Origin of the sequence: Arthrobacter sp. 9E16, assembly GCF_002929435.1 — a bacterium.
GTDB lineage: Bacteria > Actinomycetota > Actinomycetes > Actinomycetales > Micrococcaceae > Arthrobacter_B > Arthrobacter_B sunyaminii.
On record NZ_PJIU01000002.1, the window covers coordinates 404,173 to 429,912 of the forward strand.

Sequence of the window (25,740 nt, forward strand, 5' to 3'; positions counted from 1 at the left end):
CTGCAGGAAGAAGCAGCGGGTCAGCGCTTCCTACGGGCCCACAGATGCGCGGCCGCGCGCGGAATCAGCAGGAAGGCGCCGAGGACGCACAGTGTCACGACGGCGAAGCTCAGGGCGACGCCGCCGCCGAAAAGCGCCCGCACACCGAGTCCGGCAACCACGGTGATGAGCCACAGGGCGACACCTGCCGGCCACAGCGACGCCGGGGAGTTCCAGCGGGCCAGGAGTACCCAGCCGGCCAGGCAGGCTGCCAGGAACGGAGAGGCGGTGACGAGGATGCCGGCTGGATCCAGCCCGTGCTCGTGGGTGTCCCGTCCCAGCGCCGCGAACAGGATGATGAGTACGACGTCGAGGGCCAGAATCACTGTCCTGCTGCTGCGGCCGGTGCTGCGGCCGGTGCGGGACGGGGACTCAGCGGCAGAGGTGCCGGGGGAGGCGGTGTTGGTCCCGGTGCGGGGGTCATTCATGGCTGCTGCTCTCCGGCATCTTCGCTGCGGTGCTGCCGGACGTAGGGTTCCAGGAGCTCGGTGACGCGTGCATTCACGGCCTGCTGCGGTGTGCCTGACTCCAGCTGCTTGGTGGCTGTGTGAACAATGCCGTTGATCAGTTCCGCCGTGGCCGCCGGGTCCTCGGCGCCCAGCTCGCGGAGCGTGCCGACCAGCGGATCCAGAAGTTGTGAATGCATGATGGCGCTTTGGGTGTTTAGTTCCTCACTGGGCGCCACGGCGGCCAGTGCATTGCCCACGGCATGCTCGCCTTCGGCAACCAGGGCAATATTGGTCAGGACGTAGGCGAGAATGCGGTCGGCCGGTTCGGGCTGGGCACGCATGGCTTCTTCCACCCGCTGTGCCCAGCGGGGAAAGACATCCAGGACAAGTGCATGCAGGAGGTCCTGCCTGGACTTGTAGTACTGGTAGGCACTGGGGCGGGCGAGGCCCGCCAGCGCGGCCACATCGGCCATGCTGGGAGCCTCACCCGTTCGTGCCAGCAGAGTGCGTGCCGCATCAAGAAGCGCCCGTTGCTGGGCCGCACGGTGTTCTGCGACTGTGGGGGCGGTTATGCGGGGCACATGCCCTCCTGTTACTTGCTGTGTTTGATATCTAGCTGATGAGCCGTCCGTCAACCATCTCCACCACGCGGTGGCAGTGATGGAGAACGTCATGATCGTGCGTCACCATAACTGTAGCAACGCCGCGCTCAGCGGTTTCGCGGGCCAGCAGCGCCACGACCTCCTGGCTGCGGCGCCGGTCCAGGGCAGCCGTGGGTTCGTCCACCAGCAGCAGCGGCGGACGGGTCACGAGGGCCCGGGCAATTCCCACGCGCTGGCGTTCACCGCCGGAGAGCTGGTCGGGCCGGCTCTTGAGTTTGTGGTCCATTCCAACTGCTGCGAGCAGCTCCCGCGGGTCGAAGCTCTTCTTGCCGAACGCCATCCGGTGCACCAGTTCCAGCTGCTCACCGGCCGTCAGTGCCGGAATCAGGTTCCCGGACTGAAAGACAAAGCCGATGTTACGCAGCCGGAAGCGGGCGCGGGCAGCACTGTTCAGCGTTGCGAGGTCTGTTCCGTTGATGGAAATGGTTCCGGCGTCGGGGCTGGTGAGAGCTCCGGCCGCGGCGAGAAGGCTCGACTTGCCGGCTCCGGAGGGTCCGACGACGGCGACAAGCTCGCCCGGGCGAACCGTGAGGGAGACGTTATCCAGGGCCTGTACGGTGGCGTCACCGTCGCCGAGGGCCAGGCTGGCTCCCTCGATCACCAGCCCCAGGGCGGTGTCCGTGGTTGGTTCGGTCGTTGTATTCATCGCTGTCCTCCCAGAGCAGCCAGGGGGTCAACCCGGGAAATTCGAATGATGGCGGCGGCGGCGCCGATCAGTCCCAGCAGGATGGTCAGAGCCGTGGCGAGGCCAATGGGGCCGGCTTCCAGGGCGAACGGCATGGCAGTGCCGGACAACCCGGCACCCATGCCGAGGCCAAGCAGAACGCCGGCGGCGGTGAAGCCAACCAGGACGATGGCAGCTTGGGCCAGACCGTCGCGCAGCAGGTAGCCGGTTGAGGCGCCGATGGCACGCAGGACGGCCAGTTCGTGCTTCCGCTGGACGGTCCACACGGTGAAGAAGGCTCCGACAACGAGTGCGCAGATGGCGTACAGGAAAACCTGGATCATCTGCAGGGTCAGGGTTTCTGCACTGTAGCCGGGGGACGCGTTGAAGGATTCCTTCAGCGTGGACGTGACGGTTCCGGCAGCTTCGTCACCTGCAGCGAAGTCAATATCGGCACCGTCCTCGGCGAGCAGCGCCACGGTGCTGGCCGTGTTGAATGACGTATCGGCGGTGTCAGCCTCCGAGGGTGCCCCGGGGGCCGCATCGCCGCCGGCAATGTACTGCCAGGTGCTCAGGGGAAGGTAGGCAACGGTCACGTGCCCGAAGGTGGCCTGATCGGCTGTGTAGCCAACCACGGTCAGCTCCGTGCCGATCCGCTCCAGGGTGACAACGGAGCCCAGCTCCAGCCCTTCATCTGCTCCCGTAGGGGAGACAACAATCTCGTTCGGCGCGGACACCGCGCGTCCCTCACCGATTTCCGGCGCGAGGAAGGCATCGGAATCGACACCGAAGAGGGAAAGGTCAACCTGGGTGCCGTCACCGGTGGTGCCGTTCATCATGGAAGCACCCATCAGTGTGACATCCGCAATGCCGGGCTGGCTGCGCCATGCTTCGGCCTGGGACTCGTCGACGACGCTTCGCGAGAACGCGTTGTCGGTCTTGGTGCCTTCATTGAAAGCGAAAGCTGTGGCGGGCATGGACTTGAGCCCGGAGACGCCGTCATTGACGAGACCGGAGGACAGGCCGGACAGCAGGACCATCAGGATGGCGATGAGGGCAATGACGCCGCCCATCAGGCCAAACCGGGCCCTGGCGAAGCGCAGTTCACGCAGCGCTAAAAACATGGGAATCTCCGTGGGTTGTGGATACATATGCCAACACCGTGTCAGCATCATGCCAACATCGTGTCAGAAAATTGCTGCGGAGGGCAAGTTTTGGCCCGGCTCTCTTGTGATGGAACTTCTCAGGGGGCGCGTCCCCCTCCGCTCTGGCCTGGACGCCGTCCTTCTGCTGTTCTTGAAGGATGCCCCAGCACCTGCACCAGGCCTGGCACCGTTTGGCGCATTCACGGCTGTTGAGGTGGGCGGCCGCTGTACTGGCTGTCGTGCTGGTAGTCGAATACATCGTCCTGCCGCAGCTGGCTGGATCAGGGAATATTGTTTCCGCCGTCCTGGGATTGCCGGTCATCCTTGTTCTTCTCGCCGTACTCCTGGAGACGGGATCACTGGCCAGCTACAGCTGGCTCACCCGCGAGGTACTGCCGGGAGAGGAGCGTCCGGGATTCTTCACCCTGTTCCGCATCGATCTCGCAGACCTGGCCGTCAACCACACCGTTCCCGGCGGCGGGACGACGTCGGCGGCCGCCCGCTTCCGCCTGCTTACCCGGTGCGGAGTGCAGTCAGAAAACGCGCTGAGCGCCGCGACCGTCCAGGTGGTTGGAGCCAATCTGGTGCTGGCCGGTCTGTTCAGTGCGGGACTGCTGACGGTTCACAGCACTTCTGCGGCAGGACGCTATCTCAGTACTGCCGGGGCCGTGGTCCTGGTGCTGCTGGTGTTATCCGTGGCCGTGCTCACGGTGCTGGACCGGCATTTGGACGGAGCTGTCCGCATCGCAAGCAGTGCGGCCCGAACCATCAGGGTGATTTCTCCCGCCTCAGCCGAGCAGTTTGTGCGGACGATCGCTGCCGAGGTTCAGATGTTCCGCGGGGACCCGCGCAGGTTCGCGGCAGCGGTGGTCCTCGCCGCGCTGCGTTATGTGCTCGACGCTGCGTGCCTCTGGGTTTTCCTCGCCGCCTACGGGCACGTCCTTCATCCCGCAGAACTGCTGCTGGCCTATTCGCTCGCCAACCTGGTGGCCCTGGCGCCGCTCACCCCGGGCGGCCTCGGGTTGGTGGAGGGAGTGCTGGTGCCCATGCTCGTGGCCTTTGGCGCGCCGGACCATGCTGCCGTCCTGGGAGTGCTGTCCTGGCGGCTGGTGCAGTTCTGGCTGCCGATCCCTGCGGGGGGCCTTGCGTACCTGTCCCTGCGGCTGGGCATCCTGCGCCGCAAGCAAAAGCAGCCCCGGAACAAGAGTTCCGGGGCTGCTTCGACGGTTGTCCGACAGAAGTAACAGCCGGTCAGGGGGTACCTGCTATGCGCCCCAGATGTCGTCTCCGCGCAGCGTGGCGTCTGCGCCGCCGTCGGTGTAAATGGTCTGACCCGTGGTGTGCGTGTTCTCTTCGCTGGTCAGCCAGGCGAGCAGGCGTGCAATGACAATGGGATCGGAATGCCCGTTCAGCGGCATGGGGACTGAGGAGTCCACCATTTCGCGTCCCTCGGGGGTGGACAGCAGTTCCTTGGTCATTGCCGAGAGTACGGTGCCCGGGGCTACGGCGTTCAGGGGGATGCCGGCGCCGGCCCAGGTGTCGGTGACGCTTGCGCGGCGAACCCAGCGGCTGAGTGCCCGCTTGGAGGAGGGGTAGTTGAGGTATCCAACGCGGGGACCCTGCTCGGCGAGGGCGGCACCGATTTCCAGCGCGCGGGCCTCGTCGCCTGCCAGCATTGCGTCAACGAGCTCGGGGGAGTTGGGCTGGAGCGACGCCATGGAACTGACGACGGCCGCCCGCGGCGCATCGCTCTTGGCCAGCGTGGGGGCCAGCATTTCGAGGAATTCGGTAACTCCGAAAAAGTTGACGGCAACCGTGATGGGCGCGGGTGCAGAGATGCCTGCACAGGCAATGACTGCATCCACCTTGCCGCCGGCGAGCTCCACAGCCTTGTCAACCGCTGTGCGGCGGCCTTCGGCAGTGCTCAGGTCCGCTTCGACCTCAGCACCGCGAAGATCCACTCCCACAACGGTGTTGCCGCGTTCGCGCAGCAGTTCGGCTGTAGCGGCGCCGATTCCCGATCCTGATCCAGTGACTATGTATGTGCGTGCCATGACTCCAGATTACGCCAGCGGCACGTGCGGTTTTGACTGACGTGATTTGTGCACCAATCGCCTGAAACCCAGGTCAGCGGGCGGCGCTGACTAGTGCAGTTCACTCTGCCAGCCGGGTGGAACTTTTTCAGCGGGCCCGGGCACGCTCTGGCTCAGCGGATGGCTTAGCGGCGGCGCGAGCTCCGGGCCCGCAAAGACGGAACTGGCCCGGTAATCCCAGAACCAGTCTTCACCGGGTTCATAGCTGCGGATCACCGGATGGCCGGTTGACTGCTCGTGGCCGGTGGCATGCTGTCCCGGAGAGTTGTCGCAGCAGCCGATATGGCCGCATTCGGCACACCGGCGCAGGTGGAACCACCAGCCCCCGTCCGCACTGCATTCCACGCAGCCCGGCCCGGACGGCGGCACTGAAACGTTGATGCCGGATGAGTCGTACATAGGTGCTCACTCCTCGGCGGCCACCCCCGTTCTCCAACGGTAGCCAAGCCGGTGCGCGGGTAACAGAGGCCAGCCCCCGCCACGGCCCGTCAGTCGTCCGGCAGTCCCACCATCCGGGCGCTTTCTGCCCACAGCCGGGCGGACAGGGCTGCGTCGTAAGCGTCCTTATTGGCGGTGGAGATTTTGCACTTGTAGTAATACTTGCCGGGCTGCCAGTCCTGTCCCGGGTCCGCAGTGGCCAGCCACACCAGCGTTTCTGCGCCCTGCTCGGGGGAAATCAGGAATCGGTTGAGGACCGTCCGGTACACCAGGCGCATCATTGTGGTGGATTCAGCGGCGAAAGATGTTGCCACCGCGCCGGGATGAAAGGCCGCGGTTGAAATGCCCCGGGCACGGTACCGGTCATCCAGTTCCCTGGTGAACAGGATGTTGGCCAGCTTCGCGTTTCCGTACGCGCGGTTGGGCGTGTAGTTTCGGCGGGACTCCAGATCGTTGATATCGAAACGGGCGAAGATGCTGTTGGCCGCGCTGGACGTGTTGACGACGGTTGCCTGTGATTCCGTCAGCCGGTCCAGCAGCAGATTGGTGAGCAGGAACGGGGCCAGATGATTCACCTGCAGTGTCTTTTCATGGCCGTCCTCGGTTTCTTCACGCCGACCCATGATGCCGCCGGCATTATTGGCGAGGACGTCGATGCGCGGATAGCGCTCCAGCAGTGTGGCAGCCAAGGCGCGAACGTCGTCGAGCCGGGAGAAATCCGCCAAGTAATAGTCGGCGCCGCCCAGATCCCGGGCTACGGCGGCGGTCTTCTCCGGCGACCGGCCGACGACGACGACCCGGTTGCCTAAGCTGTGCAGGCTGCGGGCTGCTGCGGCACCGATGCCGTCGCTTGCCCCGGTGATGACGATGGTTCGCTCTGGCACAGGGTGGCCTTTCGGCAGAGGAGGAATCGTGCGAAGACTTTCCCAGTATGGCAATGCACGGGGGATGAGCCAATGAACCAAGGCGCCGTATTGCGGTAGCTGGTGTCACCCGTTCGCGGTCAGTGCCTCTGTTGGGTCTGCGGCGTTGGCTCCAGGAGGCGGCGGGCCGCGGCAACGGCAGCTTTTCGGCGCCGGTCCCGTGATTTGCCGGACCCTTCCGGCTTTCCCGTGAAGAGGGTTTCAGGTGACTGTGCCCACGCCGTGGCCAGGGAGAAGAGCAAAACCATTAACTCGTCCGGGTCCCAGGCCGGATCGATGAGGCCTTGTTTCTGGGCGCTGACGATGTCTTCGTTGCGGGGGCCTGGTCGGCCGCACGGTGTCGGCGGGAGCAGATTGGGCTCCTCTTCAAGCCGTGCCCAGTCCAGCATACGCAGGTGCTCGGGTTCTTCCACGGCGTGGTCAAACATCGCGCCGACGAACCCCGGCAAGTCTGTGGCGTCCCTCGAAACCTGATCCGTAGTTTCCTGCAGGTTGTCCTTCAGCACAGCGGCAAAGAGCGAGCGTTTGTCGCCGAAGTAGGCATAGAGGCGCTCCTTGCTGGCTTTGGCCTCCGCGGCTATCCGGTCCACACGTGCGCCGGCCAGTCCATACCGGGCAAACTCAGTGCGTGCTGCAGCCATGATTCTGGCCCGTGTTGCTTCGCCGTCGCTTCTCATGCCTGTAGTCTAGCTAAGCCAACCAACCAGTTCGTTTTGAATGAGGATTTCCCGTACATGGACCGCACCACCCCCGCCGGATCGCCTCCGGCCGTTGACCACTCGGCGCATCCGCACCGCTGGCTCCTCTTGTCTGTTCTCGCCCTGGCCCAGCTGATGGTGGTCCTTGACGGGACAATCGTCAACATCGCCCTGCCGGACGCCCAGTTGGATCTCGGCATGTCCGACGGCGACCGGACCTGGGTTGTCACCATTTACGCCCTGGCCTTCGGGTCCCTGCTGCTTCTTGGCGGACGCATCGCGGACTACTGGGGCCGCAAGCGCACCTTCATGGTGGGCATGTTTGGGTTTGCCCTTGCCTCAGCGCTGGGCGGCTTTGCTTCCAGTACTGAAATGCTGCTTGCCGCCCGTGGCCTGCAGGGTGCGTTTGCTGCACTCCTGGCACCGGCATCGCTGGCAATTCTGACCATCACGTTCCCGTCGGGCAAGGACCGTATCAAAGCCTTCGCCGTGTACGGCGCGATTGGCGGCGGCGGTGCAGCCATCGGCCTGCTGCTTGGCGGCGTCCTGACGCAGTACGCGTCCTGGACCTGGTGCCTGCTCGTGAACGTGCCCATCGCCGTCGTCGCCATGGCTGCCGGTCTGCCTTTGATCCGTGAGAGCAAGGCCCACGGCAACACGCGCTACGACCTTCCCGGCGCCATCCTCGTCGTTGCCGGACTCGCCTCGCTGGTCTACGGTTTCGCCCAGGCTGAAAACGGTTGGGCGCGGGTGGAAACCATCGGGTTCCTGGCAGCCGGCGCCGTCGTTCTCGCTGCCTTCGTATTTGTGGAATCCAAGGTATCCAACCCGCTGCTTCCCCTGCGTGTGCTGGCCAACCGGGTCCGCGGCGGTGCTTTCCTGATTTCGGCGCTGACCGGCGCTGCCCTGTTGGGCGGAATTCTCTTCCTCGTCTTCTACTTCCAGATTGTCCTGGGTTATTCACCGCTGAAGTCCGGCCTGGCGTCGCTTCCGATGACGCTCGCCATCACTGCTGGTGCAGGCGTGCTGTCCAAGTTCCTGCCCCGTACGGGTGTCCGCCTGCCGATGACGGTAGGGCCTGTGGTTGGAGCTGTCGGCCTCTTCTGGTTGTCCTTCATTACTGTGGAGGGGAACTACGCCCTGGAGGTCCTGCCCGGGCTGATTCTTCTCGGCTTCGGCCTGGCGATGATTTTTGTTCCGCTGCAGAACGTTGCGCTCGCCGGGATTGACGAGCACGACGCCGGCGTTGCCAGTGCCGCTGTTTCCGCCACGCAGCAGATTGGCGGTTCCATTGGCACGGCCCTGTTCACGGCTATCTATACCGCCGCCATGACGGCGTACCTCAGCAGCAACGAGGTGCTCCCCGGAGCCCAGGCCGGTGCCTTGGTCAGCGGATATTCGGCGGCATTCATGTGGGCAGGTGCGGCGATTCTTCTGGCCGCACCGATTGGCTTCTTTATGATCCGTCCGGCCAAGGAGGACCTGCTGAAGGTTCCTGCCGTGGCTCACGCGGGCTGACGGGTTTCGAAGCTTCCTGACTCTCAGGCACGAAGCGTGGACCGGCTCCTGGTTATTCAGGGGGTGGTCCACGCTTTTGTGTTGGTTCGGTTGGCTGTGCTGGGACCGAGCCCTTCAATGACCCAGAGGTGCATCCTCTGGCGGCTGCTCTGCAGGTAAGCGCACCCTTTCCCAAGTAGTTTCTTCCGAAAAGACGGGTATCTCGGGATCGCGAAAGTCTCTGTTTTGGGTGCTTTTGGGGCTGTTTCGGGACAGAAATGTCGGTGGCAGGTGAAAGCCTGAAGACATGGATCAGAACGGATCTTTTCGACGCGGTGACACCGGTGATTCCGTCGGTGCCGGCCAGGCTGCCGGCCCGAGCCTGTCGATTTACAACGCTGAGCCGGACAGTGCCCCGAGGGATCCCAGAACCGACGGTCTTACCGGTTCGTTGGTCCTGCAGGGTGCGGAGGCCCTGACCCAGGACGAAGCCAGTGTGGTGTTGTCCCGGTTGGATGCTGTGGTGCGCTGGGCCCAGGCCCAGCAAGCCAAAGTGCTGCACCGGATGGAAACCCTCTTCCGTGATGACCTGCTCGAAGATGTTGGCCGGGAGGATCCGGCCCTGACCTTCAGTCTGGCGGCGGAGGAAGCCGCAGCCATCCTGCACCTGCCCACGAACACCGCGAAGATGCTGATGAGTGAGGCGGGACGGTTGTGTTCTACCCATACCGCAACGCTGGCCCGGCTGGAGGACGGGAGCCTGGGTTACGGGCATGTGCAGACGGTGCTGGACCAATCCCAGAACATCCCCGAACCCGACCTGGCCGCCTTCGAAACGGTGTTGCTGGAGGCCGCGGGTGCGGGGCAGACGTCGTCCCAGTTCCGGGTGAAGGCCAGGAGGTTGCGGGAGGGCCGGTATCCGGAGACCATTCCGGTCCGGCATAAGAGTGCTTTTGAACGGCGGCGGGTGTGTTTGGTGCCGGAGGAGGACGGGATGTCGTGGCTATCGGCGTTATTGCCCGCGGCCCGGGCGCAGCTGGTTTATACGCAGCTGACCACGGCGGCACGGGGTGAGCAGGGGGCGGGGGATCCGCGGGGAGTGGATCAGTTGCGGGCGGACATTCTGGCTGACCTGCTCGACGGTGATCCTGACGCCAGCGATACCGGTGGATTAGATAGCGGTGGCCGAGACAGCGGTGACTCCCACAGTGTGGAGGCCGGTGGCCGGGACAGCAATGGCCGGGACTGCAGGGACAGGGACAGCGGCCGCGGTACCAAGGACAACCATGCCCGGGCCCGAGCCCGGGCCCGCACCGAAATCCTGGTCCTGATCACCGCCGAGACCCTGTTCGGTGCTGATGAACAGCCTGCCGAACTGCACGGATACGGGCCGATCAGCCCCGAAACTGCCCGCCGTTTGGCCCGGCAGGCAGCACACTGGACTCCGGTGGAACGACATCCGGATACTGAGGAGATCCTGCGGGTCGGGCGGCGGCGGAAAGTACCTGCCGGGATGCAGCGCTGGCTCCGTGCCCGCGACGGGACCTGCCGGTTCCCGGGATGCCGGACCAACGCCGTCATCGCCGAAATTGATCACACCAAACCCTGGTCCCACGGCGGGACCACCGATCACGACAACCTGGAGCACCTGTGCCGGCGGCATCACATGTTCAAGTCCCGGGGTTTCTGGAAGGCACGACAACACAGTCCCGGGATTATTGAGTGGACCTCCCCGGGCGGCCGGACCTACCGCACCGATCCGCACCTCATCCTGGCCGCAGGACTGAGCACGAGGCTAAGCGCCGGACCAGACGGGAGACCAGGTGGGGAAGCCGCGGGACCCGCTGCAATCGGACGGTCGTCTCAGGGACCGGCCGCGGACCCGGACCCAGCGGACTACGGCGACGACCCGCCACCCTTCTAGACCTGGTTACACCCTTCCAGACCTGGTTAGCTTCCGACTAAACTCCGGTAATTCCCGGGGGACTGTTTAGCGGAACCCGCCGTCACTGGTGAGCACCTGTCCCACCATCCACCGTCCCTCGTCGCTGACCAGCCAAGCGATGAGGCGGGCGGGGTCATCCGGTTCACCGAAGCGGCCGCCGGGAAACCGCGAAAGGACCTCGTCAACGACTTCCGGGGAACGGTCGGCGGTCTCAAGGTCCAGATAGCCTGTGTTCACCGGGCCGGGGTTCACGGTGTTAAGGACAATTCCCCGGCGGATCAGGTCCGCTGCCACCGATGGGGTGATCCCCGCAAGAGCGGCTTTGGACGTTGCGTAGGCAATCTCGTCCTCCATGATCCCGCCGTTGATCTGCCCCGACGTCATCCAGATAACCCGCCCTCCGGGGCGCCCGTCGTGCTGCCGGGCAAACCCGCGGGTGGCCAGGAGGGTTGAGCGGGTATTGACCTGCCAGTGGGCATCGAGCTTCTCGGCTGTCATCTCCGCCAGCGCTCCGTCACCGCCGCTGCGCGCATGGTTGCAGATCAGTATGTCCAGATGTCCCAGGGCAGCGGCAGCGTTTCGAATGAGCTGTTCCGCACCGCCGGCATCCGCCAAGTCGATGCTGGCGTGCTCCAGTTGCGCCCCGTCGGTGAGGAAGCCCTGCAGTGCGCCGACGACGTCGTCAATCGAGTCTGCGCCCCATGGCTGGTCCGCATCGTGCGGGGAATAGTGCGCCAGATAAAGGCTCGCGCCCATCCGTGCCAGTCGGGTCGCTACGGCAAAGCCGATCCCTCGTCGCCGGCTGACCCCGGTGATGACTGCCGTGCGGCCAGCCAGCGGAAGGGGTGTCTCCAAGTGTTCATCAGGCATCTAGGAGGGACGGCTCTCCGGGGTATGGGTCTTTGCGGGATCACGCTCGGCAAGTGAGCCCACGGCGTCGTCTATGCGGGCCAGGACATCGGGTTTAAGTTCCACTCCCGCCGCCTGGACATTCGAGGTGACCTGCTCCGGCCGGGAGGCGCCGATGATAGCGGCAGCCACGTTCGGATTCTGCAGCACCCAGGCGACAGCCAGCTGGCCCATCGTCAGGCCGGCTTCATCGGCAATCGGCTGCAGTTTCTGCACACCGGCCAGCACATCGTCGTTCATCCACCTGCTAATCATCTTCGCGCCGCCCTTGGAGTCCGTGGCACGGCTGCCTTCGGGCAGGTCCGCTCCCGGCTTGTACTTGCCGCTGAGGACACCCTGGGCCATGGGGGAGAAGACAATCTGTGAAATACCCAGCTCTTCCGACGCCGGAACCACCTCTGCCTCGATGACCCGCCACAGCATGTTGTACTGCGGCTGATTCGAGATCAGGGAGAATCCCAGGTCCCTGGCGAGTGCCTGTCCGGCACGGAGCTGCTCGGCGTTCCACTCGCTGACACCGATGTACAGGGCTTTGCCCTGCCGTACGACGTCGGCGAAGGCCTGCATGGTTTCCTCCAGGGGCGTCTCCGAGTCATAGCGGTGCGCCTGGTAGAGGTCGACATAGTCCGTCTGCAGCCGCCGCAGGGAACCATTGATGGATTCCATGATGTGTTTGCGGGACAGGCCGGAATCGTTGTGTCCGGCAGGACCAGTGGGCCAGTACACCTTCGTCAGGATCTCCAGCGATTCCCGGCGCTCATTCTTCAGGGCGGCACCCAGGACCGTCTCCGCAGCTGTGTTGGCATAGGTATCAGCGGTGTCGAAGGTGCTGATCCCGGCTTCCAGTGCGGCACGGACACACTCGGTGGCGATGTCGTTCTCCACCTGGGAGCCGTGGGTCAGCCAGTTTCCGTAGATGATTTCGGAGATCTTGAGCCCGCTGTTGCCGAGGTACCTGTGTTCCATGGAGGTGCGCTTCCTTCTACCGGTTATCGAGTGTGATCCGTCTCACGCCACCACAGTACCCAGTCCCGTGTGCTGATCGCGCAACTGGCGCTTGACGATTTTGCCGCTGGGGTTTTTAGGCAGCGACTCGGCTATAACCACGTATTTGGGTGTTTTGTAACCGGCCAGCAGGCTGCGGGTGTGCGCCATGACCTCTTCCGGCATCATCTCAACGCCCGGCCGCGGAACCACCACTGCGGCGACGGCTTCCACCCAGTGCGGATGGGGGACCCCAAACACTGCAGCTTCGGCAACACCGTCGAGCAGATAGATGGCCTCCTCCACCTCGCGGCTGGCCACGTTCTCTCCGCCGGACTTGATCATGTCCTTCTTGCGGTCCACCACGCTCAGGTAGCCTTCGTCGTCGAAATACCCCAGATCGCCCGAATGGAACCAGCCGTTGGCGAAAGCCTCGGCGGTCCGCTCAGGATCGCGGTAATAGCCCAGGGTGGCGTGCGGGCTGCGGTGTACGATCTCGCCGACCGTGCCGGCCGGCACGGGCCGGTCCTCATCATCCACCACGGCAGTCTCCACGTTCAGCGACGGCCGGCCCGCTGACCCGGCATGGGCCAGCTGGTCCTTCGGACCGAGGATGGTGGCCACCGGCGCCATTTCCGTCTGGCCGTAGAAGTTCCAGAACCGCACGTCCGGCAGACGCTCCTGCAGCTCCTTCAACACCTGTACGGGCATAGCGGATGCGCCGTAGTAGCCCTTGCGCAGCGAGGACAGGTCGGCTGTGTCGAACCGCGGCGAGCGCAGCAGGGAAATCCAAACCGTCGGGGGAGCGAAGAACTTAGTGACCTTTTCCTGTTCAATGGTTGCCAGGATGGCCGCCGGGTCGGGTGCCGGAAGGATGATGCTGGTGGCACCGAGATAGATGTCCGGGCCCAGGAAACAGTCCAGCTGGGCGCAGTGATACAGCGGCAGCGTGTGCAGATCAACGTCGTCGGAACTCATGTTGCCGTCAACCACCGCGGAGACGTACTCCCACATCAGCGACCGGCTGGACATCAGAGCTCCCTTGGGCCGTGACTCCGTGCCCGAGGTGTACATCAGCCGCACCGGATCATCATCCGCCACCAGGGGAGGCTCCGGTGTCCCGCCGTCGTATTCGAACCAGTCCTGCACATCCTCCCAGCCAGCCGGCACCGGACCACTGCAGATGCTGGAACGGACAACGACGACGTCGGTTTCCGCCGCTTTCATGGCGGCTTCGGCAACCGGAACCAGCGCGTCCTGGACCACAAATGCGGTGGCGCCGCTGTGATCCAGCACGTAGGCCACCTCGTCGGGCCCGAGCATGAAGTTGATCGGCACCAGGACCACACCGGCGCGGGCGGTGGCAAAGGCCAGCGCCGCAAACTGCCACGTATTGCGGGAGAGCAGGGCCAGCCGGTCTCCCGGTGCGATTCCGTGGGCCTGCAGGGCGGAAGCTGCCGCGGCTACCGCCCGCTCGAAGTCCGAGAAGGTGAGACGGGTGGTGCCGTCAACGACAGCGGTCCGGGTGGGGAAGCGCTGGGCGCTTCGTCGGGGAAGATCGCCCAGCGTCTGGCTGCGGGACAGTGAAAGAAGCGGACTGACGGACACGCGGTACCCCCATAATCGACTGCTTGCCGCGTCAGCACCAATGCGCATCAGCGGACCTGTTGGCCCACATTCTGTCCCAGCGGGCGGCGGAGGGGAAGATGTTGACCTGCCCGGTTAGACTGGCACGCAGCCGGATGACCGCCCACGCACGAGGAGACCTGCCGCATGACCTACCGCCATCTCACGCTCGAGTACGACGGCGCGCTGGCGCGGCTGACACTGAACCGCCCGGACCAGGCGAATGCCCTTGGCCTGGTCCTGGCTGAGGAACTTTGCGCGGCGCTCGCCGAGGCGGAAACCCGCACGGACTGCCATGTACTGCTGCTGCAGGGCAACGGCCGGTTTTTCTGTGCCGGAGGTGATGTGGCAGCAATGGCTGCAGCCGCGGATCAGGGCGGTTTCCTGAAGGAGCTGGCCGGCAAGCTGCATGAAGCAGTCCTGGCGCTGGCCAAGTCCCGTCTGATCAGCATCGCGGTGGTGAACGGACCTGCAGCCGGTGCGGGGCTGGGCCTGGCGCTGAACTCGGATTTCGTTCTTGCCTCGCCGCGGGCCCGGTTCCTGAGCGCCTATGCCGGGGTGGGACTGACGCCTGACTGCGGGGTGTCCTATTTGCTGCCCGAACTGGCGGGCCCGCGACGCGCAGCCGAAATGTGTCTCACGGGTAGGGTGGCCAATCACGCCGATGCCCTCGAGTGGGGTCTGATCAACGAAGTGGCGGCCGCGGAGGACCTTGCCCGCAGGGCACAGGAGCTGGGACAGCAACTGGCGGCGGGAGCCGTTGCCGTGCTCGGCCCCACCAAGCGGCTGCTGCGTGCGCGGAGCCTGGCAGCCTATGAGGCCCACCTGCAGGAGGAAGCTGAAACCATCGCGTCGATGGCGGGTTCAACGGACACCCGGGAGCGGCTCGCTGCTTTTGCCGCACGATCCAACAGCTGAACTGACTGACGGCTAGAACTGACTGCGGCTAGACCTGGCTGCGGCACCCCGGGTTTTCTGGGGTGCCGCAGTCAGAGTTCAGGAGGCTCAGGCCTTCTGGACCGTAATGGACCATTCCGCCGGACCGATCTTGGAGAAGTCGGTGACCGGGTAGTTGTTTTCAGCGGCCCAGCGCGGAATGGCGTCGGTGGCCTGGGTGCAGTCAAAGTTGATCACCAGTTCGTCACCCGCTGCCAGGGTGGTCATGGCGTCCTTGGCTTCGACGAGGGGGAAGGGGCAGACCTGTCCGTTGGTTTCGAGGGTTACCTGTGCCATGGGGATGTTTCCTTTCGGGAGCCGCCGGTTTATGGGCGGGACGGTTGTTGTCGGGGGTGTTAGTTACCTGACTAGCTGTGCGCTGCGGCGCGGGCGGGAACCTTGGCCGGACCGGATCCGGAGGAGGGGCGGCGGTTCATAATGGTGAGCCGGGCCCCCAGCCCGGTGCCCAAAATCATGAACACCAGTGCCGTCCAGCCCTGGAAGCTGAACTGTGCGGTCTCGACCATGGCGTTGCCGATGGTGCACCCGCCTGCCAGTGCAGCTCCGATCCCCATGAGGGCACCGCCGCTCAGGCTCTTCACCACTGTTGCGGCGTCGGGAACCCGGATGCGGAACTCTCCGCTGCCCTTGGCGGCGATGTAGGAGCCGAGAAGAATGCCGGCAACCAGGAGTACGCCCCAGTCCACCAGTTCGGGATCTCCCGTAACCAGGTAGTTGACCGCGTTGGAGGACGGTGTGGTGATCCCCAGCCCGGCCTCCCGGCCGGTGGCCCAGCTCAGCGGCCACGCGGCAATGGCGATCAGGCCAATAACCACTGCTGTGGCAAAGGCGTTCCAGGGCTTTTCAAACAACAGATGTGCCAGTCCGGTTTTTGATGCCGGCGGTGCGGCCATTTTGAACCGCGGCTTGTTCAGGTGGTGGCGCACCGCCAGGGCTACCCCGGCCACCAGAAGGGCCACAAAGACCCATGGCGAGACGTTGAGCACCGAATAGAAGTTGCTTTGTTCAACGGTCACGGAGCGCATGGAGGTATTGAAGCCGGAAAGTGGTCCCGTCTTCATGACGGCGGCAAAGAGCGCGTACGTGATGAGCGCGAGCCAGCTCCCCACCAGTCCTTCACCGGCACGGTAATACGTTCCGGTGGCACAGCCGCCGGCAAGAATAATGGCGAATCCGAAAATGAAACCGCCAACAATGGTGGCCAGCCACGGGAATGGGCCGGAAGCGAGGGTAATGACGCCGGCGGCGTCCAGCGCGAAAACGCCTACACTCTGGACCGCCACCACCACAAGAAAGGCGGTCAGCCAGCGCGTGTTGCGCGTGACCCAGACGTCGCGGAAGGCGCCGGTGACGCAAAAGCGCCCGCGCTGCATGACAAAGCCCAGGGCCATGCCGACAAGAAGGCCGGAGATAAGCATGGGGGTACTCCTTTGGCGGGGGAGGTGAATCCAGCGGGATGAATTCCAGCTGGGTTCATGGGGGTGCGGGAGAACTGCCCGCAGCTTCGCAACGCTAGGCCCCGCAGCAGGGGCATGCCAAGGATCATGGCGCCCGGTGAACGCGCATGAAGCCCCGTGACGGGGCGGGAATAAAGAGCTGATATCGGACGTTTGAGGGCCGCACTCAACGGCGGCGGCGCAGCGGGATTCTGGGAGTAACAGCCGGTTCGGGAATTCTTGCAGACACTGCCCGTGGTGGTCTAACTATGACGCTGTCCGCAATGGAAAGTCCGCTAACAGCCGCCGCAGCAGAGGTGTCCGGAAGAAAGAGTCCTTGGAACCCCTAGTAATTACTAGGGAGTCCAAGTATGTTGGGCGTCACGGCACCAATGAAGGGCGGACCATGTTCGAACTGACGCAGGACCAGCAGGCCATTAGGGATATGGTTCGGGAATTCGCTTCCGACGCCCTCGCGCCAAACGCGGCGAAATGGGATGAAACAAAGCATTTCCCGGTGGACGTGCTGGCCCAGGCCGGAGAACTTGGCATGGGTGCCATCTATGCAGCAGAGGAATACGGCGGCTCCGGTCTTTCCCGGTCGGATGCCGTGCTGATTTTCGAAGAACTCTCCAAAGCGGATCCCTCCATTGCCGCCTATATTTCCATCCACAACATGGTGGTGTGGATGATCGACACCTTCGGCAATGCGGACCAGCGTGCCCGGTGGGTTCCGGAGCTGGCGTCCATGCAGTCGCTGGGAAGCTACTGCCTGACGGAACCCGGGGCGGGTTCGGATGCGGCTGCGCTCGCCACCAAGGCTGAACGCGACGGCGACGAGTATGTCCTCAACGGCGTCAAACAGTTCATTTCCGGGGCCGGGGCCTCCAGCTATTACATCGTCATGGCCCGCACCAGCGGTGCAGGCCCGCGCGGCATCAGCGCCATCGTAGTGCCGGCTGACACGCCGGGGCTTTCCTTTGGGCCGTCCGAACGCAAGATGGGCTGGAACGCGCAGCCCACCGCACAGGTGATCTTCACCGATCTGCGGGTGCCGGTAGCCAACCGCCTCGGTGAAGAGGGCTCCGGTTTCGGCATTGCCATGAAAGGTCTGAACGGCGGACGCCTCAACATGGGAGCGTGCTCCCTGGGCGGAGCGCAGGCCGCGTTGGACAAAACCGTGGCTTATCTGAAGGAGCGCACGGCTTTCGGCAAACCACTCATCGAACAGTCGTCCCTCATGTTCCGTCTGGCGGATATGGAAATGGATCTGCAGACAGCACGCACCATGCTGTGGCGGGGTGCCGATGCACTGGACCGGGGTACTGACGACGTCGTTAAGCTCTGTGCCATTGCCAAACGGGTGGCCACTGACAATGCGTTCAAAGTCGCCAATGAAGCGCTGCAGCTGCACGGCGGTTACGGCTACCTCTCCGAGTACGGCCTGGAGAAAATTGTCCGGGACCTGCGGGTCCACCAAATACTGGAAGGTTCCAACGAGATCATGCAGCTCATTGTCGGGCGAACACTGGCGGAGGCCTGAAATGACCGAAGCACCCACTACACCTGAAACGCCCGAGCCTGAGGTCCGTCTCGAACGCCGCGGGCATCTCGGACACATCATCCTGAACCGCCCCAAGGCAATCAACGCGCTCACGGCCAATATGGTCTCCCTGATCGGGGAAGCACTGGATGCCTGGGAGCACGACGACGGCGTGGCCACCGTCCTGCTGTCCGGTGCCGGAGAGCGCGGGCTCTGCGCCGGCGGTGACATTGTGGCCCTGTACCGCGATGCCGGCAACGGCGGCAGGGAGTCAGCAGACTTCTGGGCCGAGGAGTACGAACTCAACGCCCGGATCAGCAGTTACCCCAAGCCGTATGTAGCTCTGATGGACGGCATTGTGCTGGGCGGCGGCGTCGGCGTTTCCGCGCATGCCCGGCACCGGGTTGTCACTGAACGCACCAAAGTGGGTATGCCGGAAACGGGAATCGGCTTTGTTCCCGACGTCGGAGGCACCTACCTGCTGTCCCGGGCACCCGGCGAGCTGGGCACTCACGCAGCCCTCACTGCCGGAACCATGACCGGAGCCGATGCCCTGCTGTTGGGTCTGGCGGATGTTTATGTGGACAGCTCCCGGCTTGGGGAACTGTCTGCTGAGCTGGAGCGCCGGCAGGCAGATGAAGTCCTGCAGGACTTTGCGCAGGAGGCACCGGAGCCGTCCCTGGCGGCAGCCCGGGAATGGATTGACGAGTGTTTCGCCCACGACGATGTGGAGACCATCATTGATGCACTGCTCCGCTCGGAGTCCGGGGACGCGAACGCGGCGGCCGCCGTCGTGCTGACAAAGTCCCCGTCGGCGCTCAAGGTAACGCTGCAGTCACTGCGCCGGGCGCGGGATCTTCCGGATCTGCGCAGCGTGCTGGAGCAGGAATACCGCGTTTCGCTCCATGCCCTAACCGCGCCGGACTTCGCTGAGGGCGTCCGGGCCCAGGTCATCGATAAGGACCGCAGTCCGCAGTGGATGCCGGCCACACTGGCGGAGGTGAGGCAGGGGGACGTCGATTCCTATTTTGCTCCGCTCGACGGTCGTCCCGACCTGTGGGAGCACCGGAAGGCCCATGGAACCAACGACACAGTGACCAGCAACGACAAAGCGATCCGCAACGACAACGCGATCAGCAGCGACGAATTGATCAGCCAGGAGCAGCGATGACGGACGAGCAGGCTACGCAGACGCACGAGCAGGGAATGCAGATAGGTTTTATCGGGCTGGGCAACATGGGTGGCCCCATGGCCGCCAATCTGGTTGCCGCCGGTTATTCCGTCACCGGATATGACCCGGTTCCGACCGCAGCGCAGAAGGCCGCCGCAGCCGGGGTTCGAATGGCTGCCTCCGCTGACGAAGCGGTGACCGGCGCCGGCATCGTCATCACGATGCTGCCCACGGGAACGCATGTGCTCAATGCCCTGTCAGGAGACGGCGACATGCTGGGTCTGCTCGCGGCAGCAACGCCCGATGCCCTGTTCCTGGAATGCTCGACCATTTCGGTGGACGACGCCACCACGGCCCACGCCCTGATGCTGGAGACCGGTCACCGCGGACTGGACGCTCCGGTGTCCGGCGGAGTGGTAGGTGCCGAGGCCGGAACCCTGACGTTCATGGTGGGCGGCGCGGAGGAGGACTTCGCCGCAGCGCTGCCCCTGCTCGAGGTGATGGGCGGGCGCGTGGTCCACTGCGGCGGGCCGGGAGCCGGCCAGGCAGCCAAGATCTGCAACAACATGATCCTGGGCGTGTCCATGATTGCCGTCAGCGAAGCGTTTGTCCTGGGCGAAGAGCTTGGCCTGACGCATCAGGCACTGTTTGATGTTGCCTCGGCGGCATCCGGCCAGTGCTGGGCGCTGACCACCAACTGCCCGGTTCCCGGTCCGGTTCCGGCCAGCCCGGCCAACCGGGATTACCGGCCCGGTTTCGCCGCGGCCCTGATGGCCAAGGACCTGGGTCTCGCCGCAGATGCGCTGGACTCCACCGGTGTCCGCGCCGAACTGGGCCGGAGAGCCGGGGAGATTTTCCGGGAGCTTACGGAATCCGGCAGCGGGGGAGAAGACTTTTCCGCCGTCATCAAAACCATTCGTGCAGGATCCGGTGGCACGAACAGCACCGGTGACATTAACAGCACCGGTGACATTAACAGCGATACCGCCGGCCAGCAGCCGGCAGAACAGAGCGGAGCAGTATGAGCGAGTACGAAAACATCCTCCTGGAGCGCAGCGGACGGGTCGGCATCATTACCCTGAACCGGCCCAAGGCGCTGAACGCCCTGAACTTCGGGATGATGCAGGACGTGGTGTCGGCCGCGACGGAGCTGGACAATGATCCTGACGTCGGCGCCATTGTCATCACCGGATCCGAACGGGCTTTTGCCGCCGGCGCCGACATTAAGGAAATGTCCGAGAAGACCTACATGGACATGTACCTGGGGAACTGGTTCCGTGGCTGGGACACCCTGGCTGCCGTACGCACCCCGGTGATTGCCGCCGTCGCCGGCCATGCGCTGGGTGGCGGCTGTGAACTGGCGCTGCTGTGCGACTTCATCATTGCCGCGGATACGGCCAAGTTTGGCCAGCCCGAAATCAAGCTCGGCGTGATCCCCGGCATCGGCGGATCGCAGCGGTTGACCCGCGCGGTGGGCAAGGCCAAGGCCATGGAAATGATCCTCACGGGCCGGACCATCGGCGCCGAAGAGGCCGAACGCGCAGGCCTGGTCTCCCGTGTTGTGCCGGCCGCTGACCTGCTCGACGACGCCCGCTCCACGGCCGAGACGATCGCTTCCATGTCCGCTCCCGTGGCCATGCTCGGCAAGGAACTGGTGAATGCCGCCTTTGAAACCAGTCTGGACTCCGGCATCCGTCTGGAGCGCCGGGTGTTCCATTCCGTCTTTGCCCTGGAAGACCAGAAAGAAGGCATGGCGGCGTTCATTGAGAAGCGCAAGCCGGACTTCAAGCACCGCTAATAAGCACCGCTAAACAAGCACCGCCAGTTTCCCCGCCCATCCCACTCGAGAACGAGGCATCATGACCCAGCTCAACATTCCGTCGGATTCGGCGGCCGAAGCTCACCAGACTTCGGACTACAGCTCGTTTCTGTCCGGCGTCGACCAGCCCATGTGGATCGGCGGGGAACCGGTGGAAGCCGTCTCCGGCTCCTGGCGCGACGTGATGAACCCCGCCAAGCGGGAAACCGTGATTGCACGGGTTCCCGCGGCTGGTCCCGAGGATGTTGACCGTGCGGTGAGCGCCGCGCGGGAAGCATTTCCGGGCTGGCGCAACCTCCACTTCACCGCCCGGGCGCGGGCGCTGTCACTGATCGCGGATGACATCGAGGCGCGGGCGGAAGACTTCGCCCGCCTCACGGCCCTGGACACCGGCAACGCCCTGCGCACCCAGGCCCGTCCGGAGGTCACCACTCTGGTGGCGTTGTTCCGCTACTTTTCCGGCATCGCCGGTGAGGTTAAGGGCGTGACGCTGCCGGCCGGGGACGGCCAGCTGCAGTACACGCGGCTGGAACCGCTGGGCGTCGTAGCCTGTATCCTGCCGTGGAACTCCCCGCTCATGATTGCCGGATTCAAGCTGCCCGCTGCCTTGGCGGCCGGAAACACGGTCATCCTGAAAGCTGCCGACGACGCGCCGCTCACCATCCTGCTGCTGGCCGAAATCTGTTCCCGGCACCTTCCGGCCGGAACCGTCAACGCCATCACCGGCCGCGGAAGCGTCATTGGCGCGGCCCTGGCCGAGCATCCCGGCGTGGACAAGGTCTCCTTCACGGGTTCCACCGAGGTGGGCCGCGGCGTCGCCCGCACCGCCGGTGAACGGCTGGCCCACGTGTCCCTGGAGCTGGGTGGAAAGAACCCGTCGATCGTCTTTCCGGATGCCGTGGACGAGGACCTCATTGACGGACTGCTCCTGGCCTCGCGCTTCACCCGACAGGGGCAAAGCTGCACGGCCGGGTCCCGGTTGTTCCTGCACGAGGACATCTACGACGAGGTCCTGGAACGGCTCACCGTGAAGCTGGGCGCCCTGGTGGTGGGCAACCCGCTGGATGAGGCCACGGACATGGGCGCCATCATCAACAACAGTCAGTTCTCCTCCATCAGCGGCTACCTCGACGACGGCCGCAGCTCCATGAAGACCCTGCTGGGCGGCAATGTTCCCACGGAGGGGCCGCTCACGGAGGGCTACTTCCACCTGCCCACCGTCTTTGGCGGGGGACGCAACGATTTCCGTCTCGCACAGGAAGAGATTTTCGGACCGGTGCTGGTCGCCATTCCGTGGCGGGATACGGAGGATGTGATCCGGATGGCGAATGATTCCCACTACGGGCTCGCTGCCTATGTCTGGTCGCACAACCTGGACAATGCCCTGAACACCGCCCACCGGGTCGACGCCGGCTGGGTACAGGTCAACCAGGGTGGCGGCCAGGTGGTGGGTCAGTCCTATGGCGGCTACAAGCAAAGCGGCATCGGCCGCGAAGTGTCGCTGGAGGGCATGTTGGCAGGGTTTACCCAGACCAAGCAGATCAACGTTAAGCTGCGCGGCTGAGGCGTTGGGGAACAGGCTGGGAACTCCATGAGCAAAGGCACCCTGCAGGTCACGATGGACGGTCCGGTGGCCACGGTCAGCATGTCCAATCCGGGCCGCCGCAACGCCCTGACCTCGCGCATGTGGCGGCAGTTCGCCGGCGTGCTCGCCCCGCTGGCGGAGGATCCCGCCGTCAAGACGGTGATTATTCGCGGCGGCGGAGAAGATTTCTCTGCCGGTGCGGATATTTCCGATCTGAAGGCCATCCTGCACAATCCGGACAATGGACTGCACGACGGCGGTGATGTCACGGCGGGGGAGGAGGCCATTGCCGCGTTCCCCAAGCCGATCATTGCCGCCGTGGACGGCTATTGCCTGGGCGGAGCCTGGCAGGTGGCCGGAGCGTGCGATTTCCGGCTGGCCTCGGACCGGGCCGTTTTTGGCATCACACCGGCCAAGATCGGCATTGTTTATCCGCTCTCCGGGATCGAGCGTCTGGTCCGGCTGGCCGGTCCCGGCGCCGCCAAGTACCTGCTGTTCAGCGGCGACTTTGTTCCGGCGGAACAGGCGCTGCGGCTGGGCCTCGTTGAGCGGGTTATTCCGCAGGCCGATTTTTGGACCGACGTCGCCTCCTTTGCGCACCGTCTGGCCGGCCGATCCCAGCTCTCCCTGCAGGCGATGAAGGAACTGGTGGACATTATCGCGGTCCCCGGCAGCCGGAACGCGCTGGAGGAGGCCAGCAACCGCTGGCAGGAGCACATGGCAGCGGCACCGGATCCGGTCATTGGTGTCCGCGCCTTCCTGGCCAAGGAAGAACCGGTGTTCACCTGGACCGGTCCGGGCCGCGCCTCATCAACTATCACAGCCGGCACCCCCAAAGACGAGGAAGAAGCACGATGAACCAGAACAGCGCCACCACTACGTTCCGTACCGCGCGCGACGAGCTGCTGGCCTTGTCCGGCAGCTATGAAAAGGCCGTGGAATCCTTTTCCTGGCCGCGGCTGGAGGGGCCGTTCAACTGGGCTGTGGACTGGTTCGACGCCATGGCCCGCGGCAACGCCGCCTGTGCCCTGTGGATTGTGGAAGAGGACGGATCGGAGCAGAAGTACACCTTCGATGACATGGTTCGCCGCTCCGACCAGGTAGCTGCCTGGCTCTCGGCCCAGGGTGTCGAGCAGGGCGACCCCGTGATGCTGATGCTGGGCAACCAGGTGGAGCTGTGGGAGACCATGCTCGCGGCCATGAAGCTGGGTGCCGTCATCATGCCAACGGCCTCCGCTGCCGGAAGCACGGACCTCGCGGACCGGATCAGCCGCGGCGGAGCGCGCTGGGTGATCGCCAATGCGGGCGATGCAGCGAAGTTCGACGACGTGCCCGGCGCTTACAAGAGAATCCTGGTGGGCGGAGGGGACGCCGCGCCGCTGCACAGCGGATGGCTGGACTACGGGCAGGCCTACGCCGCCGAGCCGGTCCCGCTGGAAACTGTCACCGATGCCGCGGATCCGCTGCTGTTCTACTTCACCTCCGGCACCACCAGCCGGCCGAAGCTGGTGGAGCACACCCAGGTGTCCTATCCGGTGGGGCATCTGTCCACCATGTACTTTCTGGGATTGCAGCCGGGGGACGTGCACCTGAACATCAGCTCCCCGGGCTGGGCCAAGCACGCCTGGAGCAGTTTCTTTGCCCCGTGGAACGCCGAGGCCACAATCTTCATCTACAACTACGCACGGTTCCGTCCGGCGGCGCTGCTGGAACAGATGCACCGGGCCGGAGTGACGAGCCTGTGCGCGCCGCCTACGGTTTGGCGGATGATGATTCAATCCAGCCTCGGGGAACGTCCGGAACACCTGCGTGAACTCATCGGTGCCGGCGAGCCGCTGAACCCGGAGGTGATTTCCAAAGTGCAGTCGGCCTGGGGGCTTTCCATCCGGGACGGGTTCGGCCAGACCGAAACCACCGCCCTGGTGGGAAACACCCCGGGCGCCGAGCTGCACCCGGGCTCCATGGGCCGTCCGCTGCCCGGCGTTCCGGTGGTCCTCATCGATCCCGCAACGGGCCTGGCAGCAGACGAGGGTGAAATCTGCCTGGACCTTGCCGGTACGCCGTTGAACCTCATGACCGGTTACCGGGGCGACCCTGAACGCACCCAAGCAGCCATGGAGGGCGGCTATTTCCATACCGGAGACATGGCGGTCCGGAACCCGGAGGGCTACATCACCTATGTAGGGCGTACCGACGACGTGTTCAAAGCCTCCGATTACAAGATCAGCCCGTTTGAACTCGAAAGCGTCCTGATTGAGCATCCTGCGGTGGCCGAGGCCGCCGTCGTTCCTGCTCCCGACGAACTGCGCCTGGCGGTGCCGAAGGCTTACGTTGCGCTCGCCGACGGATGGGAGCCGAACCGGGACACAGCTTTGGCGATCCTTGGGTATGCCCGCGAACATTTGGCTCCGTACCTGCGGGTCCGGCGGCTGGAATTCCATGAGCTGCCCAAAACCATGTCCGGAAAGATCCGACGGGTTCAGCTGCGCGCCCTGGAGAGCGACGGCGGCGCCGTGCGGACCGGGATCGAGTACCGGGATGACGAGTTCCCGGAGCTGCGCGGGTGATACCGAAACCTCTGGTCCAGGACCCCATAGCCGAGGCCCGGCGACACTGGGAGGAACACGGGTGGAGTGACGCCGCCACCGGCATGGCGGCAGTGACTGCTGTCATGCGCACTTCCCAGATCCTGCTGACCCGGGTTGAAAGTGTCCTTAAGCCGTTTGGCCTGTCCTTCTCCCGCTTCGAATTGCTGGCGCTCCTGAGTTTCACTGCCACCGGAGCGCTGCCGATGGCGAAGGCGGGGGCAAGACTGCAGGTGCATCCGACGTCGGTCACCAATGCCGTGGACCGTTTGGAGCAGGCGGGGCTGGCTGCACGGCGCCCGCACCCGTCCGACGGGCGGACCGTGCTGGTGGAAATCACTCCTGCCGGCAGGGAACTTGTACCCAGGGCCGCTTCGGCGCTGAACCAGGAGGTGTTTTCCCGTCCGGGGTTCGGCCAGGAGGACCTGACAGCACTGACGGAGATCCTGACCCGGTTCCGGCGCCAGGCAGGAGATTTCGATGAGTCCGCAGGCGAGGGCCAAACGGCAGTTCCGTAATGGCCGGGGCCATTGCGCCCGGGCCACGGGTAGTGTCGTGTTATCCAAGGAAAG

25 protein-coding genes are annotated in these 25,740 nt (G+C 64.6%); 12 read left to right on the forward strand and 13 right to left on the reverse strand.

All coding sequences use genetic code 11. The features are described 5' to 3' along the window. Window positions 1–20: 20 nt before the first annotated feature. From CXR00_RS08620 to CXR00_RS08635, 4 genes are read right to left on the reverse strand one after another with little or no spacing between them, the layout of a single operon-like run. The gene (locus CXR00_RS08620; RefSeq protein WP_104054110.1) at window positions 21–467 is read right to left on the reverse strand and encodes a DUF3054 domain-containing protein; all 447 of its coding nucleotides are present in this window, start codon (window positions 465–467) and stop codon (window positions 21–23) included. Beyond that, window positions 464–1,069, reverse strand: a complete 606-nt coding sequence (locus tag CXR00_RS08625; RefSeq protein ID WP_104054111.1) for a TetR/AcrR family transcriptional regulator — start codon at window positions 1,067–1,069, stop codon at window positions 464–466. The genes CXR00_RS08620 and CXR00_RS08625 overlap by 4 nt, the downstream gene beginning before the upstream one ends. A gap of 31 nt (window positions 1,070–1,100) precedes the next feature. Continuing rightward, window positions 1,101–1,796, reverse strand: a complete 696-nt coding sequence (locus CXR00_RS08630; RefSeq protein WP_104054112.1) for an ABC transporter ATP-binding protein — start codon at window positions 1,794–1,796, stop codon at window positions 1,101–1,103. Next, window positions 1,793–2,938 (reverse strand): ABC transporter permease, encoded by a 1,146-nt coding sequence (locus CXR00_RS08635; protein ID WP_104054113.1) that lies wholly within the window; start codon window positions 2,936–2,938, stop codon window positions 1,793–1,795. Before CXR00_RS08635 ends, CXR00_RS08630 begins: the two co-directional genes overlap by 4 nt. A 179-nt stretch (window positions 2,939–3,117) precedes the next feature. Here CXR00_RS08635 and CXR00_RS08640 point away from each other — a divergent pair, with 179 nt between their 5' ends. Next, complete coding sequence (locus tag CXR00_RS08640) at window positions 3,118–4,203, forward strand: lysylphosphatidylglycerol synthase transmembrane domain-containing protein (RefSeq protein WP_104054114.1); 1,086 nt, start codon at window positions 3,118–3,120, stop codon at window positions 4,201–4,203. 21 nt (window positions 4,204–4,224) lie between these two features. Here the strand turns inward: CXR00_RS08640 and CXR00_RS08645 are convergent, their stop codons facing one another. The 4 genes from CXR00_RS08645 to CXR00_RS08660 form a co-directional block, all read right to left on the reverse strand. After that, entirely contained in the window at window positions 4,225–5,013 is a 789-nt protein-coding gene (locus CXR00_RS08645) for an SDR family oxidoreductase (RefSeq protein ID WP_104054115.1), read from the reverse strand. A gap of 90 nt (window positions 5,014–5,103) precedes the next feature. Continuing rightward, window positions 5,104–5,451, reverse strand: a complete 348-nt coding sequence (locus CXR00_RS08650; RefSeq protein ID WP_104054116.1) for a UBP-type zinc finger domain-containing protein — start codon at window positions 5,449–5,451, stop codon at window positions 5,104–5,106. Window positions 5,452–5,540: 89 nt separating this feature from the next. Continuing rightward, window positions 5,541–6,374 carry an SDR family NAD(P)-dependent oxidoreductase gene (locus CXR00_RS08655; protein WP_104054117.1) on the reverse strand — a complete coding sequence of 278 codons (834 nt, stop codon included), beginning with the start codon at window positions 6,372–6,374 and terminating at the stop codon, window positions 5,541–5,543. Window positions 6,375–6,493: 119 nt separating this feature from the next. Continuing rightward, window positions 6,494–7,090 (reverse strand): TetR family transcriptional regulator, encoded by a 597-nt coding sequence (locus CXR00_RS08660; protein WP_104054118.1) that lies wholly within the window; start codon window positions 7,088–7,090, stop codon window positions 6,494–6,496. A gap of 57 nt (window positions 7,091–7,147) precedes the next feature. Here CXR00_RS08660 and CXR00_RS08665 point away from each other — a divergent pair, with 57 nt between their 5' ends. Both CXR00_RS08665 and CXR00_RS08670 read left to right on the forward strand, forming a co-directional pair. Continuing rightward, on the forward strand, window positions 7,148–8,629 hold the full coding sequence (locus tag CXR00_RS08665) for an MFS transporter (protein WP_104054119.1): 1,482 nt from the start codon (window positions 7,148–7,150) through the stop codon (window positions 8,627–8,629). Window positions 8,630–8,915: 286 nt separating this feature from the next. Further along, window positions 8,916–10,532, forward strand: a complete 1,617-nt coding sequence (locus CXR00_RS08670) for an HNH endonuclease signature motif containing protein (RefSeq protein WP_104054120.1) — start codon at window positions 8,916–8,918, stop codon at window positions 10,530–10,532. Between the two features lie 66 nt (window positions 10,533–10,598). On the opposite strand, the gene CXR00_RS08675 is transcribed toward CXR00_RS08670, so the two are convergent. The 3 genes from CXR00_RS08675 to CXR00_RS08685 are packed head-to-tail and all read right to left on the reverse strand — an operon-like array spanning window position 10,599 to window position 14,054. After that, the gene (locus tag CXR00_RS08675; RefSeq protein ID WP_104054121.1) at window positions 10,599–11,423 is read right to left on the reverse strand and encodes an SDR family oxidoreductase; all 825 of its coding nucleotides are present in this window, start codon (window positions 11,421–11,423) and stop codon (window positions 10,599–10,601) included. Beyond that, a complete protein-coding gene (locus tag CXR00_RS08680) occupies window positions 11,424–12,428 on the reverse strand; it encodes an aldo/keto reductase family protein (RefSeq protein WP_104054122.1) in 1,005 nt (334 codons plus the stop codon). 42 nt (window positions 12,429–12,470) lie between these two features. Next, a complete protein-coding gene (locus CXR00_RS08685) occupies window positions 12,471–14,054 on the reverse strand; it encodes a fatty acyl-CoA synthetase (protein ID WP_258060343.1) in 1,584 nt (527 codons plus the stop codon). Window positions 14,055–14,219: 165 nt separating this feature from the next. Here CXR00_RS08685 and CXR00_RS08690 point away from each other — a divergent pair, with 165 nt between their 5' ends. Continuing rightward, window positions 14,220–14,990, forward strand: a complete 771-nt coding sequence (locus tag CXR00_RS08690; protein ID WP_104054124.1) for an enoyl-CoA hydratase/isomerase family protein — start codon at window positions 14,220–14,222, stop codon at window positions 14,988–14,990. A gap of 87 nt (window positions 14,991–15,077) precedes the next feature. Here the strand turns inward: CXR00_RS08690 and CXR00_RS08695 are convergent, their stop codons facing one another. Together CXR00_RS08695 and CXR00_RS08700 are read right to left on the reverse strand one after the other, a co-directional pair. Beyond that, a complete protein-coding gene (locus CXR00_RS08695) occupies window positions 15,078–15,305 on the reverse strand; it encodes a sulfurtransferase TusA family protein (RefSeq protein WP_104054125.1) in 228 nt (75 codons plus the stop codon). 71 nt (window positions 15,306–15,376) lie between these two features. Further along, the gene (locus CXR00_RS08700) at window positions 15,377–16,447 is read right to left on the reverse strand and encodes a YeeE/YedE family protein (protein WP_104054126.1); all 1,071 of its coding nucleotides are present in this window, start codon (window positions 16,445–16,447) and stop codon (window positions 15,377–15,379) included. Window positions 16,448–16,871: 424 nt separating this feature from the next. On the opposite strand from CXR00_RS08700, the gene CXR00_RS08705 reads away from it, so the two are divergent. From CXR00_RS08705 to CXR00_RS08740, 8 genes are all read left to right on the forward strand, one after another. After that, entirely contained in the window at window positions 16,872–18,008 is a 1,137-nt protein-coding gene (locus CXR00_RS08705; protein ID WP_104054127.1) for an acyl-CoA dehydrogenase family protein, read from the forward strand. A 1-nt stretch (window position 18,009) separates the two neighbouring features. Then, window positions 18,010–19,179 carry an enoyl-CoA hydratase/isomerase family protein gene (locus CXR00_RS08710; protein WP_104054128.1) on the forward strand — a complete coding sequence of 390 codons (1,170 nt, stop codon included), beginning with the start codon at window positions 18,010–18,012 and terminating at the stop codon, window positions 19,177–19,179. Next, window positions 19,176–20,204: a 3-hydroxyisobutyrate dehydrogenase gene (gene mmsB / locus CXR00_RS08715; RefSeq protein WP_104054129.1), complete on the forward strand. Its 1,029-nt coding sequence runs from the start codon at window positions 19,176–19,178 to the stop codon at window positions 20,202–20,204. The genes CXR00_RS08710 and mmsB overlap by 4 nt, the downstream gene beginning before the upstream one ends. Continuing rightward, on the forward strand, window positions 20,201–20,977 hold the full coding sequence (locus tag CXR00_RS08720) for an enoyl-CoA hydratase (RefSeq protein WP_104054130.1): 777 nt from the start codon (window positions 20,201–20,203) through the stop codon (window positions 20,975–20,977). Before mmsB ends, CXR00_RS08720 begins: the two co-directional genes overlap by 4 nt. Before the next feature lie 151 nt (window positions 20,978–21,128). After that, on the forward strand, window positions 21,129–22,562 hold the full coding sequence (locus tag CXR00_RS08725; protein WP_237685305.1) for an aldehyde dehydrogenase family protein: 1,434 nt from the start codon (window positions 21,129–21,131) through the stop codon (window positions 22,560–22,562). A 27-nt stretch (window positions 22,563–22,589) separates the two neighbouring features. Then, window positions 22,590–23,441: an enoyl-CoA hydratase/isomerase family protein gene (locus tag CXR00_RS08730; protein WP_104054132.1), complete on the forward strand. Its 852-nt coding sequence runs from the start codon at window positions 22,590–22,592 to the stop codon at window positions 23,439–23,441. Continuing rightward, window positions 23,438–25,150, forward strand: coding sequence for an AMP-binding protein (locus tag CXR00_RS08735; RefSeq protein ID WP_104054133.1), 1,713 nt, complete (start codon window positions 23,438–23,440; stop codon window positions 25,148–25,150). Before CXR00_RS08730 ends, CXR00_RS08735 begins: the two co-directional genes overlap by 4 nt. After that, window positions 25,150–25,686 (forward strand): MarR family winged helix-turn-helix transcriptional regulator, encoded by a 537-nt coding sequence (locus CXR00_RS08740; RefSeq protein ID WP_181032326.1) that lies wholly within the window; start codon window positions 25,150–25,152, stop codon window positions 25,684–25,686. The genes CXR00_RS08735 and CXR00_RS08740 overlap by 1 nt, the downstream gene beginning before the upstream one ends. Window positions 25,687–25,740 lie beyond the last annotated feature (54 nt).

Excerpts from the sequence above, each read along its gene's own strand:
- CXR00_RS08620 (WP_104054110.1), bottom strand. The coding sequence starts at position 467 with ATGAATGACCCCCGCACCGGGACCAACACCGCCTCCCCCGGCACCTCT.
- CXR00_RS08630 (WP_104054112.1), bottom strand. The coding sequence starts at position 1,796 with ATGAATACAACGACCGAACCAACCACGGACACCGCCCTGGGGCTGGTG.
- CXR00_RS08635 (WP_104054113.1), bottom strand. The coding sequence starts at position 2,938 with ATGTTTTTAGCGCTGCGTGAACTGCGCTTCGCCAGGGCCCGGTTTGGC.
- CXR00_RS08640 (WP_104054114.1), top strand. The coding sequence starts at position 3,118 with ATGCCCCAGCACCTGCACCAGGCCTGGCACCGTTTGGCGCATTCACGG.
- CXR00_RS08645 (WP_104054115.1), bottom strand. The coding sequence starts at position 5,013 with ATGGCACGCACATACATAGTCACTGGATCAGGATCGGGAATCGGCGCC.
- CXR00_RS08650 (WP_104054116.1), bottom strand. The coding sequence starts at position 5,451 with ATGTACGACTCATCCGGCATCAACGTTTCAGTGCCGCCGTCCGGGCCG.
- CXR00_RS08660 (WP_104054118.1), bottom strand. The coding sequence starts at position 7,090 with ATGAGAAGCGACGGCGAAGCAACACGGGCCAGAATCATGGCTGCAGCA.
- CXR00_RS08665 (WP_104054119.1), top strand. The coding sequence starts at position 7,148 with ATGGACCGCACCACCCCCGCCGGATCGCCTCCGGCCGTTGACCACTCG.
- CXR00_RS08670 (WP_104054120.1), top strand. The coding sequence starts at position 8,916 with ATGGATCAGAACGGATCTTTTCGACGCGGTGACACCGGTGATTCCGTC.
- CXR00_RS08675 (WP_104054121.1), bottom strand. The coding sequence starts at position 11,423 with ATGCCTGATGAACACTTGGAGACACCCCTTCCGCTGGCTGGCCGCACG.
- CXR00_RS08680 (WP_104054122.1), bottom strand. The coding sequence starts at position 12,428 with ATGGAACACAGGTACCTCGGCAACAGCGGGCTCAAGATCTCCGAAATC.
- CXR00_RS08690 (WP_104054124.1), top strand. The coding sequence starts at position 14,220 with ATGACCTACCGCCATCTCACGCTCGAGTACGACGGCGCGCTGGCGCGG.
- CXR00_RS08695 (WP_104054125.1), bottom strand. The coding sequence starts at position 15,305 with ATGGCACAGGTAACCCTCGAAACCAACGGACAGGTCTGCCCCTTCCCC.
- CXR00_RS08700 (WP_104054126.1), bottom strand. The coding sequence starts at position 16,447 with ATGCTTATCTCCGGCCTTCTTGTCGGCATGGCCCTGGGCTTTGTCATG.
- CXR00_RS08705 (WP_104054127.1), top strand. The coding sequence starts at position 16,872 with ATGTTCGAACTGACGCAGGACCAGCAGGCCATTAGGGATATGGTTCGG.
- CXR00_RS08710 (WP_104054128.1), top strand. The coding sequence starts at position 18,010 with ATGACCGAAGCACCCACTACACCTGAAACGCCCGAGCCTGAGGTCCGT.
- mmsB (WP_104054129.1), top strand. The coding sequence starts at position 19,176 with ATGACGGACGAGCAGGCTACGCAGACGCACGAGCAGGGAATGCAGATA.
- CXR00_RS08720 (WP_104054130.1), top strand. The coding sequence starts at position 20,201 with ATGAGCGAGTACGAAAACATCCTCCTGGAGCGCAGCGGACGGGTCGGC.
- CXR00_RS08725 (WP_237685305.1), top strand. The coding sequence starts at position 21,129 with ATGTGGATCGGCGGGGAACCGGTGGAAGCCGTCTCCGGCTCCTGGCGC.
- CXR00_RS08730 (WP_104054132.1), top strand. The coding sequence starts at position 22,590 with ATGAGCAAAGGCACCCTGCAGGTCACGATGGACGGTCCGGTGGCCACG.
- CXR00_RS08735 (WP_104054133.1), top strand. The coding sequence starts at position 23,438 with ATGAACCAGAACAGCGCCACCACTACGTTCCGTACCGCGCGCGACGAG.